Below are 15420 nucleotides of genomic sequence, written 5' to 3'. Positions count from 1 at the left end.
ACTGCAACACTATGTTCATATTCGATGCACATCTGGACCTAAGCATGAATGCTATGGAATGGAATAGAGATTTAAGGAATGACGTAAGAACCCTGCGCCATTTAGAAAAAGGAATGAATGACAAACCCGACAGAGAAAAAGCAACTGTTTCATTTCCCGATTTAAGAAAAGGAAACATAGGCATTGTTGTAGCAACTCAAATAGCAAGATTTGTTAAACCCGACAGTATAATTCCCGGGTGGAACTCACCACAACAAGCCTGGTCACAAACACAAGCACAGCTCTCTTGGTACAAATGCATGGAAGAAGAAGGAGAAATGTTTGCAATTACAGACAAAAAATCGCTTCAAAAACAAATTGAATTATGGAATGATGGCACTCCAAACGATAAGAAACCTATTGGTTATATTTTAAGTCTCGAAGGTGCCGACTCAATAATTGATATATCCTATGTCGAAAAAGCATACAACTATGGATTAAGAGCTATTGGACCTGCACATTATGGACCTGGTCGTTATGCCAACGGAACCGATTCTACCGGAAAAATGGGAGTAAACGGAATTGAACTCCTTAAAGAAATGGAACGCTTAAATATAATTCTGGATGCAACACATTTATGCGATGATGCTTTTTGGCAAGCATTAGACCATTATAATGGTCCTATTTGGGCAAGCCATAACAATTGCCGAAGTCTGGTAAATCATAACCGACAATATAGCGATGAACAAATTAAAGAACTTATCAATAGGGGTGCGATAATAGGAGGCGCCTTAGATGCCTGGATGTTAGTTTCCAATTGGCAAAGAGGCGTTTCTACCCCATTTGATACACAATGTAATCTGGAAACGGTTTTCAAACACATGGATCACATTTGTCAACTAGCAGGAAATGCAAATCATGTAGGCATAGGTTCGGATCTCGATGGCGCTTTTGGAACAGAACAAACACCATATGATTTAAATACCATAGCCGATTTGCAAAAATTAGTTTTCATTTTTAGAACTCACGGATACTCCGAAGATGATTTAAAAAACATCTTTCATCAAAACTGGATAAACTTCTTAATGAAGAATTGGGATTAAACGAAAGTTAAACTCGGAACCGCCTGCTTATACGATTGTAATTTTTCATGATTAGGATTAACCTCAGTTATAACAAAATCTACTTCGGATAAGTTGGCGATTTTCATCTTTAAAACAGTATCTAATTTTTCAGATATTGTAAGGATTGCCGTTTTTTGAGAAGCTTGTATCATAGCCTTTTTTACCTGGACGGTGTCCCAGTCAGAATCTGAAAAACCTCCTGCAATATCTAATGCATTTGTTCCTAGAATTAATAAATCAACTTTAATATTTGCTAACTGATGATAAACATCTCCACTCACACACATTTGACTGTAAGGCGAAATACTACCTCCAATCATTATAACTTTAACATTGGGTTTGTCCAAAAGTTCTACAGCAGACAAAACGGTAACAGTAAAAACGGTAAGATTTAAATCATTGGGAATTAATCGGATAAATTCTCTAATTGTAGTTCCACCACCAAGTAATAAAACCATTCCATCATGAAGTAATCCAACAGTTTTTTTAGCAATTATTTGTTTAGATTCACCTGCATAGGTCTGTGTTACCGAAGAATGGTGGTAGGCTTTTGTCATTGCACCTCCCTTAACTTTTATCAATAATGATTCAGATTCCAACTCATTTATATCTCTTCTTATGGTATCTTCTGAAACAAATAACTGGTTTGAAAGTGTGTCAAAACTCACTCGGGTATGTAAATTAATCTCTTTTAAAATATGAGCTTTTCTTTCTTCCTTAGTGTAATTTACCAATTCATTATCATTCATGCGGCTTCTTTTTATTATAACAAATGTAAACAATTAATGCAATAATATTGCTAGCCGGAATAAAAAACTCGCGCACAAATAACACAATATTATCATTTACAACACATTAAACACAAAAATACACAGTGCAATTTTTTTGCAAAACAACAAATTTAGATCACTATAAACTTTAAATTTGCTTTTAACCAACCAAAAAAACTAACATGAAAAAAATCCTCCTATTTATTTTAATATTGTGCTATTCATTAGGGAATGCCCAAGAATATTTAAACAATACAACTATAATTCCCGCACCAAATTTTCACAAAGCAACAGGTGATAGTATCGCCATAAAAGGACAAATAAAAATTGTTTTCAAGAATAACAAATACACTCTCAAAGAACTCAAAACAGCTCAGCTTTTTGAATCTGTTATAAACAAAAACACTCCTAAAAAGAAAGCAGGCATTTTGGTTCAATTTACAACAGAACCCGCTTCCGCAAAAGAAGATAAAGAAGCTTACAAAATAAATATCACCAAAAAAGGTATTTTTGTTACTGGTCAAGAACAAGGGCTATTTTACGCAGTACAAAGTTTACTACAGCTTTTACCAAATAACCTAACTGTAAGTTCACAGATTAAATTACCATGCGTCGAAATTATCGACCAGCCTAGATACCCATATAGAGGATTACATCTCGATGTGTGTCGACACTTTTTCTCGGCAGATGTAATTAAAGATTTCATTGCACAAATGTCTTATTACAAACTAAATAATTTTCATTGGCATTTAACCGATGATCAAGGCTGGAGAATCGAAATAAAAAAATACCCTAAGCTTACCGAAATCGGATCCAAAAGAGCACAAACACTTGTAGGTAACAAATTCGAAAGATTCCCTAGATTTTTTGATAACATTCCGTACGGAGGATACTATACACAAGAAGAGATAAAAGATGTCGTAAAGTTTGCCGAAGAGCATTTTGTAAACGTTATTCCCGAAATCGAAATGCCAGGACACGCATCTGCCGCTGTAGCCGCTTACCCAAACTTAGCTTGCTTTCCGTCTACAGACTTAAAAGTAATTGAATCTTGGGGCGTTTTCGAAGATGTTTTTTGCGCAGGCAAAGAAGAAACTTTTATTTTCTTAGAAGATGTTTTAAAAGAAGTAATGACACTTTTTCCTAGTGAATACATACATATTGGCGGAGACGAATGTCCAAAATCACGATGGGAGAAATGTCCAAATTGTCAAAAAAGAATAAAAGACCTTGGCTTAAAAAACGAACATGAACTACAAAGTTATTTTATCAAACGCATGGAAAAGTTTCTAAATGCAAACGGAAGGCAGATTTTTGGATGGGACGAAATTCTAGAAGGTGGTCTTGCTCCTAATGCTGCGGTTATGTCATGGCGTGGAGAATCTGGCGGAATTGCTGCTGCCAGAGATAAACACAAAGTGGTAATGACTCCTGAAGATTATGTGTATTTTGATCATAATCAAGGCTATTCTTTGCAAGAACCATTATCTGTCGGTCGATTAACCACCGTTCACGAAGTATATAACTACAACCCTACTCCTGTAGATAGCTTAACAATAGAACAACAAAAATACATTCACGGAGTTCAGGCAAATATTTGGTCAGAATATGTAACTAGTCCAGCAAAGCTAAATTATATGCTTTACCCTAGATTGTTTCCATTTGCAGAAATAGCTTGGACAGAAACGAAGAATAAAAATTATCCGAATTTAATGCTGAAAAGATTTCCGCATCATATAGAAAAATTAGAATCACAAAAAAGACTTTATAAAGTTCCTACTCCATTTGGGATTCAGGATACCGCAATTGTAGCTTCTAAATATATATTAGAGATGCAACCAACAATTAAAAACGGACAAATTTTTTATACTATCGACGGTTATAATCCAGATGAAACAGCCAGCAAATACACAAAACCTGTTACGGTTTATATTCCGAAAGGAGAATTTAGAAATATAAAAGTAGTCCAAATAAGCCCTAGCGGAAGAAGAAGTTCTATTACTACAATTTCCGTTAAAAATTCTGAAACTCAACCAGCTTTGGCTATTAAGCCTACTAAAAATGGCTTGAAATATTCCTACACCAATAAACTCGTTCAACAAACACTGGAACTCGATACTATAAAATTTACAAAATCTGGAATTCACGAAGGCGTAATCGAAATGAAAAGATACAAATCAAAAGAGAACCTATATATGGGTTTAAAATTTGAAGGCTATATCTATATTCCCGAAACCGCACAATACGAGCTTTCTACTATTGTAGATGATGGGGCCAAATTATTTATAGATAATCAGCTTATTGTTGATAACGATGAAAGACATTGGATTAATGAAGCCTTCGGAGCAGCAAAACTCGAAAAAGGATTTCACAAGATAAACATCAGTTATTTTGATGCCGCAGGAAGTTCAACACTTCAATGCTTTATCCGACAAGAAGGTAAAGAAAAGCAAGAAATAAGCGCCTCTCAATTATATTACGAATAAAACTGCCTCAAAAATTAACAAAGCAAAAAATGATAGTATTAAACATGAATTACGCTTATTATCTCAAATCTTTGAAGTAACAAATTATAAAGATTTCTAAAAGTCTAATTCCTCTACTCTTATTTTCAATTGCCTCCTGCTTTAGCTCAATGTCATTAAGTTAAGAAAAAAAAACTACAATACTGTACCGAATAAATCTCACGCAAAGTCGCCAAGTTTACGTCTAAAATCTTTGCGCTTTTGCGCCTTTGCGAGAAAACAATTAACCATAATTAGCTCAAAAAGGCTTAACTTAATGACATTGTGCTTTAGCTGGAGGAATAAAAAGAAAAAAAGGATGGCTTTAGCCGAAATAATATAACATTTTGGCTAAAGCCATCTTTCATTATCAATACTTCAACCTCCAGCTAAAGCAGGAGGCAATTCATAATCAGACCTCAATAAAACATAATAACAAGACACCAAGAAACAAAAAAAAACGCATTCGCCGCGGCGAATGCGTTTTTTATAAAAACTAAATTGTATTTTATTTTTATCCTTTTAAACTTGCAGATAAATACTCACGGTTCATACGTGCTATATTTTCAAGAGAAATTCCTTTAGGACATTCTACTTCACAAGCTCCAGTGTTAGTACAGTTACCAAAACCTTCGTGATCCATCTGGTGTACCATGTTTAAAACACGATCAACAGCTTCTATCTTACCTTGAGGTAATAAAGCATATTGAGATACTTTTGCAGCAACGAATAACATTGCCGATGAGTTTTTACAAGTTGCAACACAAGCTCCACAACCAATACAAGCAGCAGCATCAAAAGACTTATCTGCATCGTGTTTGTTAATCGGAATTGTATTTGCATCAATTGTATTACCTGAAGTATTTACAGAAACAAATCCTCCTGCATGTTGAATTCTATCAAAAGAACTTCTATCAACAACTAAATCTTTAATTACTGGGAAAGCTTTTGCTCTAAATGGCTCGATAAAAATCGTATCACCATCTTTAAACATACGCATGTGTAACTGACAAGTAGTTACTCCTCTATCTGGTCCGTGTGCTTCTCCATTGATGAATAATGAACACATACCACAGATTCCTTCACGACAATCGTGATCAAATGCTACTGGCTCTTCTCCTTTGTTGATTAATTGTTCGTTAAGAACATCAAGCATTTCAAGGAAAGACATATCTGGTTCGATTCCGTCGATTGGGTAATCAACAATTCCCCCTTTATCTTGGGCGTTTTTCTGACGCCATATTTTTAATGTAAGTTTCATACTGTTTTAGTTTGAAGGTCATAAAGTCGAAAGTCGAAAGTCAGCTAACATTTAGTCATTTGGCTTTAAGACTTTTATCTTTAGACTAATTGCTATTTGTAACTACGCTGTACTAATTTAATGTTTTCATAAACTAGAGGTTCTTTGTGCAATACGGCATCACTTGGTTTTCCTTTGTATTCCCAAGCTGCAACGTATGCAAAATTCTCATCGTCACGAAGTGCTTCTCCTTCTTCTGTTTGGTACTCCTCACGGAAGTGACCACCACAAGATTCGTTACGGTGTAAAGCATCTTTCGCAAACAATTCTCCTAATTCTAAGAAATCGGCAACACGTGTCGCTTTCTCTAATTCCTGATTAAATTCGTTAGCGCTTCCTGGCACTTTTACATCTTTATAAAACTCCTCACGTAAAGCAGCAATCTCAACAATAGCCTCAGATAAACCTTTAGCATTACGAGCCATACCAACTTTATCCCACATGATTTTTCCTAATTTCTTATGGAAATAATCTACAGAATGAGTTCCTTTATTATTGATAAATCTATCGATTTGATCTTTTACTTCTTTTTCTGCTGCTACGAATTCTGGTAAATCTGTAGAAATTTCTCCCATTTTAATATCCGGAGCAAGATAATCTCCAATAGTATAAGGTAATACGAAATATCCATCAGCTAAACCTTGCATTAAAGCAGAAGCTCCAAGTCTGTTTGCACCGTGATCAGAGAAGTTAGACTCCCCGATTGAGAAACATCCAGGAATTGTAGTCATTAAGTTATAATCAACCCAAGTTCCACCCATTGTGTAGTGAACCGCTGGGTAAATCATCATTGGTGTAGTATAAGGATCTTCATCGACGATTTTGTAATACATTTGGAATAAGTTTCCGTATTTACTTTTCACGATTTCAGCTCCTAATTTAGTTACCAATGTAGCATCATTAGCATCTAAACCTTTTACAAAAGCTTCTTCAGTTCCGTAACGTTTAATTGCTGCTGCGAAATCTAAGTAAACAGCTTCTCCAGTTTTGTTAACACCAAAACCAGCATCACATCTTTCTTTTGCAGCACGAGACGCTACGTCACGAGGTACTAAATTACCAAAAGCAGGATATCTTCTTTCTAAGAAATAATCTCTTTCAGCCTCAGATAAATCAGTTGCTTTTTTCTTTCCTTCACGGATTGCTTTAGCATCTTCTTGTTTTGCAGGAACCCAAATACGACCATCATTACGTAACGACTCAGACATCAAAGTCAATTTAGACTGGTGATCTCCTGAAACCGGAATACAAGTTGGGTGAATTTGTGTATAACAAGGATTTGCAAAAAACGCTCCTTTTTTATGTATTTTCCAAGCTGCTGTTGCGTTACTTCCCATAGCGTTAGTCGACAAGAAAAACACGTTTCCGTATCCTCCAGAACCTACTACTACTGCGTGAGCAGAATGTCTTTCTATTTCTCCAGTAACTAAGTTACGAGCGATAATTCCTCTCGCTTTTCCGTTTACGATAACTATATCTAGCATTTCGTGACGGTTGTACATTTTTATTTTTCCACGACCAATCTGACGGTTCATTGCAGAATAAGCTCCTAACAATAATTGTTGTCCTGTTTGTCCTTGTGCATAAAAAGTACGAGAAACCAAAGTTCCTCCAAAAGAACGGTTATCTAAAAGACCACCGTACTCTCTTGCCAATGGAACCCCTTGAGCCACACATTGGTCAATAATATTAGCCGAAACTTCAGCCAAACGGTGAACGTTTGCTTCACGCGCACGGTAGTCACCACCTTTTACAGTATCATAAAACAATCTGTAAACTGAGTCACCATCACCTTTATAGTTTTTTGCTGCATTGATACCACCTTGTGCCGCAATAGAGTGCGCACGTCTTGGTGAATCCTGAAAACAAAAAGCTTTTACGTTATATCCCTGCTCAGCTAAAGTAGCCGCAGCTGAACCTCCAGCCAAACCTGTACCAACAATGATAATATCTAAATTACGTTTGTTAGCAGGGTTTACTAAATTAATATGATCTTTATAATCTGTCCATTTGTCCGATATTGGGCCGTGTGGAATTTTTGAATCTAATGCCATTATAATTTATATTAATTATTGAAATGATGAAATAATGCGATTATAACGAAAAGTGCTGGTACTACTACCGCAAATCCATAACCGAATCTACTTAAAGATCTTGAGTACTTATTGTTCATTCCCATAGATTGAAGAGAAGAACTGAATCCGTGCCATAAGTGAAATCCTAATAACACAAAAGAAATGCAATATAACCCTGTACGAATTGGGTCATGAAATTTATGAACTAACTCTCCATAATATCTCGTAGCATCTGGTGCTGTACCTGCAATGTATTTGTAGGCAACTTCAGGAAACCAAAAATCATAAAAATGCAATCCTAAGAATGCTAAAATAACCAATCCAGAAATAATCATATTTCTAGAACTCCAAGAAGCATTTGCAGCTCCGTTGTATTTTGCATAAGCAATTGGTCTTGCAGCGCTGTTTTGCAATGTCAATACAAATCCCATTACAAAATGGAAAATTACTCCGATTGCCAAAACTGGTTGCATTACATATTGAATCAGCGGATTGTATCCCATAAAGTGAGAAGCTTCGTTAAAAACATCTTCACTAATAATAGAAATGAAATTTAAGGAAACATGCAGCGCTAAAAACGTGATTAAGAATATTCCCGAAAGAGCCATAGCCACTTTCTTTAAGATGGAAGCATTCAATAGTGCAGATTGTGCCATAAGTGTTTAAGTAGTTTGTTTTAGAAAATTAGACAAAAATAACTCAAATAGACATGAACTACAACCATTTCGTTGTTATTTATAATGATTTTAAAGAGTTTTAAATGATTTTATTGCAAATTATTTAAAAACAATAAAATAGATTTTTTCCTAAGGTTGTTTTAACAAAATCCTACTTTTTATATAATTACCAAATTGCTATTTTTTTCAACATTTTAATTTATTATCCTCAAAAGTATCCCAAAACCGAATTTTATCCTTTTAAAATAAGTGAAGTTTGACAGCTTAATTTTACCTTTATCGGCTCAAAAAAACCAGAATGAAAACAGGAATTGATGCTATTACATTTGATGTAGCCAAAATACACTTACCTATAAAAACATTGGCAACTGCCAGAAACATAGAACCCGAAAAACTAGAAAAAGGCTTGGGTTTAATCAAAATGACGCTTCCAGACACTTATCAAGATACCGTAGTTTTTGGAGCAAATGCTTTAACCAAATTAATAGAAGAAAACACCATTGATTTAAGCGAAATTGGTCGGATTTATGTAGGAACCGAAAGTGCTATTGATAGCTCTAAACCTATCAGCTCATTCTTGATTGCTTTAATGGAACAAAAATTTGGCGAAGACACTTTGAACGAGTGTGATGTTGTCGATTTTACATTTGCTTGTATTGGTGGAGTTGATGCTTTACAGAATTGTATTGATTTTGTAAAACTGAATCCAACCAAAAAAGCGATTGTTGTTACTACCGATTTTGCAAAATATGACTTAAATTCAACCGGAGAATATACTCAAGGCGCTGGAGCTCTTGCAATGCTTGTAACCTCAAACCCTAGAATTATTGCTTTCGAAAACAATTGGGCAACAAGTACTAAAGGTGTTTTTGACTTTTTTAAACCATACCGAACAATTTCTAAAGAATCTATAACAGGAAATGCAACCAATGAATCTTGGTTTGACAATCTCGAAGCCGAAATAGAAATCCATAAAGATCAACCAGTTTTCGACGGACAATACTCGAACCAATGTTATATGGATCGTACCCGTAGTGCTTATTTTTCGTTTAAGAAATTAAAAAACACTTCAGAGACTGTTTACAATTCCTGGAAATGCATTATCATGCATTTACCATATTCCTTTCAAGGGCGAAGAATGTTATCTGAAATTTATGCTCTGGACAGCGATTCTAAAATTATTTCGGGAGATGAATCTGAAGCTGAATACCAAAATAAATTAAAGGAAATAAGCAAATCCGAAGAATACAGAACCTTTGTTACCGATAAATTACAACCTGCTGAGTTAGCTTCTTCCTTAATAGGAAACCTTTATACAGGATCTATTTTTATGGGATTATTATCAACTTTGGCTCATTTTTATAATACAAAACAAGAAGTTGCCGAAACTAAATTCGGTTTTCTAGCTTACGGAAGTGGTTCAAAATCGAAAGTTTTTGAAGGAACAATTCAACCAGAATGGAAATCGGCTCTTACTGAAACCAAACTTTTTGAGACTTTAGAAAAAAGCACCGAAATTGATTTTGAAACTTATGAAAAACTTCATAAAAAAGAACAAAAACAAAGCATCCGAACTCCTAAAAATGAATGGGTTTTAGATAGAATCGAAAAAGAAATCCCTAATTTAATCGGGGCGAGATATTACAAATGGGTTAATTAAATTATTTAAAAACCGAAGTCTTTTAAGCTTCGGTTTTTTTTATTAATTCCAATCCTGTCATTGCGAGGAACGAAGCAACCACACTAACAAAAGGAAGCAAAGTAATGCGCAAAATGGGATTGCTTCGTTCCTCGCAAAGACTTTGCAACTGTTAATTTTTGCCACAGATTGAATGGATTAAAATGATTTTTCTTTCTCACGCTTTAATTACTTAATCAATCTTTTTTATGTTGTTCTGTATAATTTTGATTCCCTTTAAGAACTTCATCGTGTACATTCATTCCGTTTGCCATTCCGAGCATGAATGCGGTTATAATTAGGATAGCTTTTCTTTTTAGCCAAAGTATTGGTCGCCTAGATTGCTCTAAGCGTATTTTATTATTACGTTTATACATTTTGCAAATGATAAATGATTAGACATTGTTTTATCATCATTATGCTTGAATAGCATAAATACCTAGAAAAGATTTCCTAAGCGTTGTATAAACTTTTAATAAGGAGTATTGGAAGTAATTATTTCATTTACAAAAACAGACTGAGCCACAAATAAACTTAGTCTCTGATAAAGAAACTTTTGCACCTTCAGAACAATCTTAATTTGAAAGCTAAAAACAACTGTAAATTCTACATATCTTAAAGGAATTGGAAAGAAAGTCTTCCCTTGAGATTTTACTTGATTGAAAACATATAAACCAGAGTCTTTAAAATTTAATTCTCTGCTTACATTAATTAGTGAAGATTGATAATAATCGACTGATTTTGATTGAAAATCTAAAGCACCGTCACCTGCAATCACGACAAAAGCCAGAAAGAGATAAATCAGATATTTTAAATGTTTTTTCAATCTATTTTATTTGAATTATTATTTACTGCAATTTATTAAATTATTTGAGTTCGAAATCTTGTCTCTCTACTTTTCTATTTTTTATTCCATAATTCTATTTTTGAAAGAACAGATTGCAAATTCTCACGATCAGGCTAAAGTCTAATTATAGTATCTTTTTTTAATTCAATAAGAATTTCATCATCATCTAGTCCATCATAAAAAATCATACTATAAATTGTTCCTTGCGGCTTTCCATATCTTTTTTCCAAAGCCTTCGAATTTCTTAAAATAACAGAATCATCAATTTCATTATTCACAATTTCATTTATGAGAATCAATGCCATCTTATCATCAATATTTTCCCAATCTTTAATTGACTCAATTAATAAAACTTTACAAAAACTTTCTAAATCTTGTGAAGCACTATAATTATCTAAATCGTATTGCGTCACGTCTTTCTGTGTCAAATCTTTGATTAAGGAAATTATTTCAGACAAACCAATCTTCCTTTCTTCATAATTTTCAATAAGCGTTTTCAGTTCATTTAATTTCCCCATTTGTCATTCTTTTAAATAATTATTCAACTCTAAACGCTCAAATTTAACCTTGTATTTTTGAACATATTTATTCCATTCCTCTTTGTTTTTACCGCCATAAACAGAAAAAGCATAATCGACTATTTCTTTACTAAAATGATTCCCGAAAACAGTATCTAAATATTCTATTCCTGAATCTATTACTTGTTTTAGAATAGATAATTTATCAATTCCATTTTCTTTACAAGCCTTATCAAACCATAATCCTTTGCTTATTTTTACATATTCTTTGAGCAAACTTTCGGTAATAAACTCCGAAGGAACATCATTAATATCTGGTTGATGTTTTCCTTTCTTGAAAACTAACAGAATCAATTCTTCAGAATAATATTCTTCTGGAATTAATCTTAACATTGTTCCTTTTTCAGCGGCTTTAAAACAAAGTTCTTTTGTCATAAATTCATCCGGAATAACTTGAATTGCAAAACCATCTTTGCCAACTAATGTATCGCAGAATTCATACGTTATTAAGTTCTCATCGATAAATGACAAAGCATGATAGGAAATATTTAATGCCTGATTACAAAGTTCCTCGGTTTTAAATTCTTTCGGGACCAATTTAAGATCTCTATAATTTGATAAAACACGACCGCGCCAATATTCATACGTTTTTGCAGGAGGATTATTTTGTTTTAAAATCAATTCTCTAAATTCTAGTTCTCTTTTTAATTCTTCGAAAGTTTCTATTAACGGATTATCAAGATGTTTTTGTAATTCGGTTGAGATAATATCTTCGCCAGAAACTTCATCGTATTGACATTCGTTTTCGGCATCAAAATCGTCTGCTCTATCATTATAATAAAACAAATCATTTTTACGCTCCGCAAATGTTGTATAATGGTCTTCGACTATAAAAACGGGCGCTTCTATAAGTCCTGTACATTTAAAATTACCGTGATTATAAGAGGTCATTACAACTTCTGTTGCCTTAACATTTCCTATTATTTCGGTATAAGAACCTCCTAATAATAAACTCTGACAAGTAACATTACCGTTTATATAAACATAAGGACCATAATCTCCTTCGGCATTTATGATTGTCCCACTTGTAGAAAAATCCCCGTTTATTAAAATGCCTTCGATTCTTATGGCATCAATTTCTTTTAATGACAAGTTTAATAGATTACTAAGCCATTTTTTCTCTTTATCCTCATAAAGGTCTAAATAGAAATTACCATCATAATTTACCTCTTGCCGTGCAACAAGAAAGAAATCCTGATCTTCCCATTCTTCAAAATAATCAAAACCTTCTCGCTCTATCAAAAAAGGATATTCTATTTTAACTTCTTTAATAGTAATTAATTCAAAACCTGACTTATTCATTTCTTACTGCCTTATTTTATATATTCTAATGTATGTATTAATAATTTAACACGCCCCTTGAGTGTGATAACTTTACCTATTTGCTTTGCTCAGGTCATAAAATTTCATTTAACACATAGAAACATAGATTTATATGTGTAAAAAAGAGCACAAAAAAGAAATACATTTCTTTCACATAGCAAGCTTTGTGTATTTTAAACAAGCGAAGCGCCTTTTTTGAAAATACAAAAACCTATGCTTCTATGTGTTAAAATTAATTACATTAAAACAGGTTAATCCTATTTATTTCGTGTTTTCTTTTAGTTTCATTTCCATAATTGGCATGAATCTGTTTTTTATTGAAGTTTCGAATTCGCCAACTTTTACAAATCCGACTTTCGAATAAAATGCTTCTGCATTTGGTTCTGAATCAAGTGTTATTTTTTCGAATTTACTTTCTCTAATCCTGTTTAAAAAATCGTCCATTAAGTATTTCCCGAATCCTTTTCCAATATATTCTGGCCTTACAAATAAGTTGTCCAGTATTACATTCTGTTTTTCTTCAATAAAATAGGAATAATAACCAATGGTTAAATCTTCGCTTAGTAACTTAAACACATAATTATCTTTAATATACTCTTGGGTAATTGTTAGATTTTTATCCCATTGCAAAATCTGTTCTGCAGAATATCCCCAATATGCTTTTGACTTTTTGGTTATTTCTGTTAAGATTTCGTGGTCGGTTATATTTGCTTTTTCTATTGTCATAATTATATGATTGATTTTAATCTAATTGGATTTATTAATACATACATCCGTAAAAATAAAACAGGTGAATCAATTAAACAAAATTGATTCACCTGTCAAATATATTAAGCGTTCATGATTTTAATGCAAGCTTTTTCGATTTGTACATCTGAAAATGGTTCTAGTGCTTTTGCTAGCATTTTACTAGTTTTTATGCAACTAATCATTTTGGTTCTCAGGTCGAGATTATTACCCATTTCCGTTTCCAGAATATTCTCGAAAATTTCAGATAAATATTCAGGTTGATTCTTAAATTCTCCTTCCATCCAAAGTGCCGAAAGGAATTTTGCCACGGATGGCATAACATCATCATTATGATGAGATAGTTTGTGATTTTCTTTAGTCATATCGAAAATATTAAACGCACGAAACCCCCGCTGTAGGTGTGACTAAATATCCAAAGATAGATTTAGGGCAGTTTCCTGCTCCATCACCTTGGCGAGGGTTCGCTTATGTTAACTTTTAATAAGTTTTATTGAAAGTTCTTTAAATATTTAGTCGATACAAACGTACGACTATTAATTCAAGCTGAAAAAGAAAACCTGCTCTTTTAGAAAAATTACTAAGCGAAAAATAATTTTCACGAAAATATATTTATAGAAAAACCGAAGTTTGATTGCTTCGGTTTTTTTTATGGATTTGATTATTGTTACGGGCACGGATTACAAATCCGCGCTATCGGGATATATATTAACTTTTATCTAAGAATTACTTTCAATTTGCCAGTTCTTTGCTTCAAGTAAAAGAGCATATTTATCTTCAATAAAAACTGGGTTATCCATATTTCGATAAAAAAAATGAGTTTTACTTTCGTCTTTATTCACTTTAAAACTGGTATTCCCACTTTTTGTATAAAGAACAATTAAGTCCCCTTTTTCTACTTTTTTATCTGGAAACCAAAATGGATTTTCAATCACTATCGAAATTTTATCATCAATCCTTTTAGTAACAAATGAAATATAATCACCAATATCACAATCTTCCAACACTTGGATAACTAACCTTTCACTATTAGTTCCTCTATCCTTTACACTTTTTATATCTAATTTCATTTTTTATAAGTAATTTTAAACAAAACACCACCTATTATAAGTACTACCCCAATAATTAGCATAATTATCGCCAAAGTGTTATCCTTTTCAAGAAATATTTTTGCAAGACCAACTATTATACCACCAGAAGTAATACAGAAAGAATATAAAATTTCGGCTCTTTTAGTTTTTGATAGTTTCTCATCTAAAATACATTTTTCATTTAATACGTTTTGATATTTTTCACGAAATGGCTCCAATTCTTTAATTTTAGCTTCAGCTTTTGAAAGATCATTTAAAATTAATTTTTGTGTGCCTGTCTGAGCTAATTCTTCAGAAGTAAGCCCTCTAACAAGATTACCGTACGCATCTGCACTTTTATTATGAATTTCCGCATTAAGAACTAAATCCCCTTCGGCTACATCTTTATTTTCGTCCATATATTATTAAGCTAATTTAGTATTTGTACTTTTAAAGATTGTTATGTAATTCTTAAATATTTTTCTCTTTTTACAATATTTTACAACCTTTGGATATTTGTTTTTTTTTTACAGAGCAAAGATACAAAGCATCCTTGATTTTTTTTAACAACTTATTAATTATAATCCCAATATAACCAAGTTCGCGTGAGGGATAGAGGCGTTATCCTTTTATGAAGCGATAGCGGAATAAAAGATATAGCCGAAAGCCCGACCCCAATGTCATTAAGTTAAGGAGTTAGTCAGTTTGTTTTTAAGTACTTAAGGTGATTTTAATTAGTTTTATTGTG

The 15420-nt window shown here is 33.0% G+C and carries 15 protein-coding genes; 3 read left to right on the top strand and 12 right to left on the bottom strand.

The window, feature by feature from the left end; all coding sequences use genetic code 11:
• Positions 1-11: 11 nt before the first annotated feature.
• Positions 12-1082 carry a dipeptidase gene (locus OIU83_RS21375; RefSeq protein ID WP_264208301.1) on the top strand — a complete coding sequence of 357 codons (1071 nt, stop codon included), beginning with the start codon at positions 12-14 and terminating at the stop codon, positions 1080-1082.
• Here OIU83_RS21375 and OIU83_RS21370 read toward each other — a convergent pair.
• Positions 1079-1852, bottom strand: a complete 774-nt coding sequence (locus OIU83_RS21370) for a DeoR/GlpR family DNA-binding transcription regulator (protein WP_264208300.1) — start codon at positions 1850-1852, stop codon at positions 1079-1081. The two genes, OIU83_RS21375 and OIU83_RS21370, sit on opposite strands and share 4 nt — an antisense overlap.
• 203 nt (positions 1853-2055) lie before the next feature.
• Between OIU83_RS21370 and OIU83_RS21365 the strand changes: the two genes are divergently transcribed.
• Entirely contained in the window at positions 2056-4359 is a 2304-nt protein-coding gene (locus OIU83_RS21365; protein ID WP_264208299.1) for a family 20 glycosylhydrolase, read from the top strand.
• A gap of 532 nt (positions 4360-4891) precedes the next feature.
• Here OIU83_RS21365 and OIU83_RS21360 read toward each other — a convergent pair.
• The 3 genes from OIU83_RS21360 to OIU83_RS21350 form a co-directional block, all read right to left on the bottom strand.
• Positions 4892-5638: a succinate dehydrogenase/fumarate reductase iron-sulfur subunit gene (locus tag OIU83_RS21360; RefSeq protein ID WP_264208298.1), complete on the bottom strand. Its 747-nt coding sequence runs from the start codon at positions 5636-5638 to the stop codon at positions 4892-4894.
• Positions 5639-5730: 92 nt separating this feature from the next.
• Positions 5731-7731 (bottom strand): fumarate reductase/succinate dehydrogenase flavoprotein subunit, encoded by a 2001-nt coding sequence (locus tag OIU83_RS21355; protein ID WP_264208297.1) that lies wholly within the window; start codon positions 7729-7731, stop codon positions 5731-5733.
• Positions 7732-7742: 11 nt separating this feature from the next.
• Entirely contained in the window at positions 7743-8408 is a 666-nt protein-coding gene (locus OIU83_RS21350; protein ID WP_035617555.1) for a succinate dehydrogenase cytochrome b subunit, read from the bottom strand.
• Between the two features lie 319 nt (positions 8409-8727).
• Here OIU83_RS21350 and OIU83_RS21345 point away from each other — a divergent pair, with 319 nt between their 5' ends.
• A complete protein-coding gene (locus OIU83_RS21345; protein ID WP_264208296.1) occupies positions 8728-10089 on the top strand; it encodes a hydroxymethylglutaryl-CoA synthase family protein in 1362 nt (453 codons plus the stop codon).
• Between the two features lie 215 nt (positions 10090-10304).
• Here the strand turns inward: OIU83_RS21345 and OIU83_RS21340 are convergent, their stop codons facing one another.
• The 8 genes from OIU83_RS21340 to OIU83_RS21305 form a co-directional block, all read right to left on the bottom strand.
• Positions 10305-10484, bottom strand: a complete 180-nt coding sequence (locus OIU83_RS21340; RefSeq protein ID WP_264208295.1) for a hypothetical protein — start codon at positions 10482-10484, stop codon at positions 10305-10307.
• Positions 10485-10579: 95 nt separating this feature from the next.
• Positions 10580-10933, bottom strand: a complete 354-nt coding sequence (locus OIU83_RS21335) for a hypothetical protein (RefSeq protein WP_264208294.1) — start codon at positions 10931-10933, stop codon at positions 10580-10582.
• Between the two features lie 134 nt (positions 10934-11067).
• Positions 11068-11472, bottom strand: coding sequence for a hypothetical protein (locus OIU83_RS21330; RefSeq protein WP_264208293.1), 405 nt, complete (start codon positions 11470-11472; stop codon positions 11068-11070).
• A 3-nt stretch (positions 11473-11475) separates the two neighbouring features.
• Positions 11476-12834, bottom strand: coding sequence for a polymer-forming cytoskeletal protein (locus tag OIU83_RS21325; RefSeq protein WP_264208292.1), 1359 nt, complete (start codon positions 12832-12834; stop codon positions 11476-11478).
• Between the two features lie 282 nt (positions 12835-13116).
• Positions 13117-13581, bottom strand: a complete 465-nt coding sequence (locus OIU83_RS21320) for a GNAT family N-acetyltransferase (RefSeq protein WP_264208291.1) — start codon at positions 13579-13581, stop codon at positions 13117-13119.
• Between the two features lie 104 nt (positions 13582-13685).
• Complete coding sequence (locus tag OIU83_RS21315) at positions 13686-13967, bottom strand: hypothetical protein (protein ID WP_264208290.1); 282 nt, start codon at positions 13965-13967, stop codon at positions 13686-13688.
• 354 nt (positions 13968-14321) lie between these two features.
• The gene (locus tag OIU83_RS21310) at positions 14322-14672 is read right to left on the bottom strand and encodes a hypothetical protein (RefSeq protein WP_264208289.1); all 351 of its coding nucleotides are present in this window, start codon (positions 14670-14672) and stop codon (positions 14322-14324) included.
• The gene (locus OIU83_RS21305) at positions 14669-15091 is read right to left on the bottom strand and encodes a hypothetical protein (protein ID WP_264208288.1); all 423 of its coding nucleotides are present in this window, start codon (positions 15089-15091) and stop codon (positions 14669-14671) included. Before OIU83_RS21305 ends, OIU83_RS21310 begins: the two co-directional genes overlap by 4 nt.
• Positions 15092-15420: the final 329 nt, after the last annotated feature.

The organism is Flavobacterium shii (assembly GCF_025847235.1).
Classification (GTDB): Bacteria; Bacteroidota; Bacteroidia; order Flavobacteriales; family Flavobacteriaceae; genus Flavobacterium; species Flavobacterium shii.
Note: the sequence above shows the minus strand (reverse complement) of the source record. Positions and strands in the feature narration are given on the sequence as shown.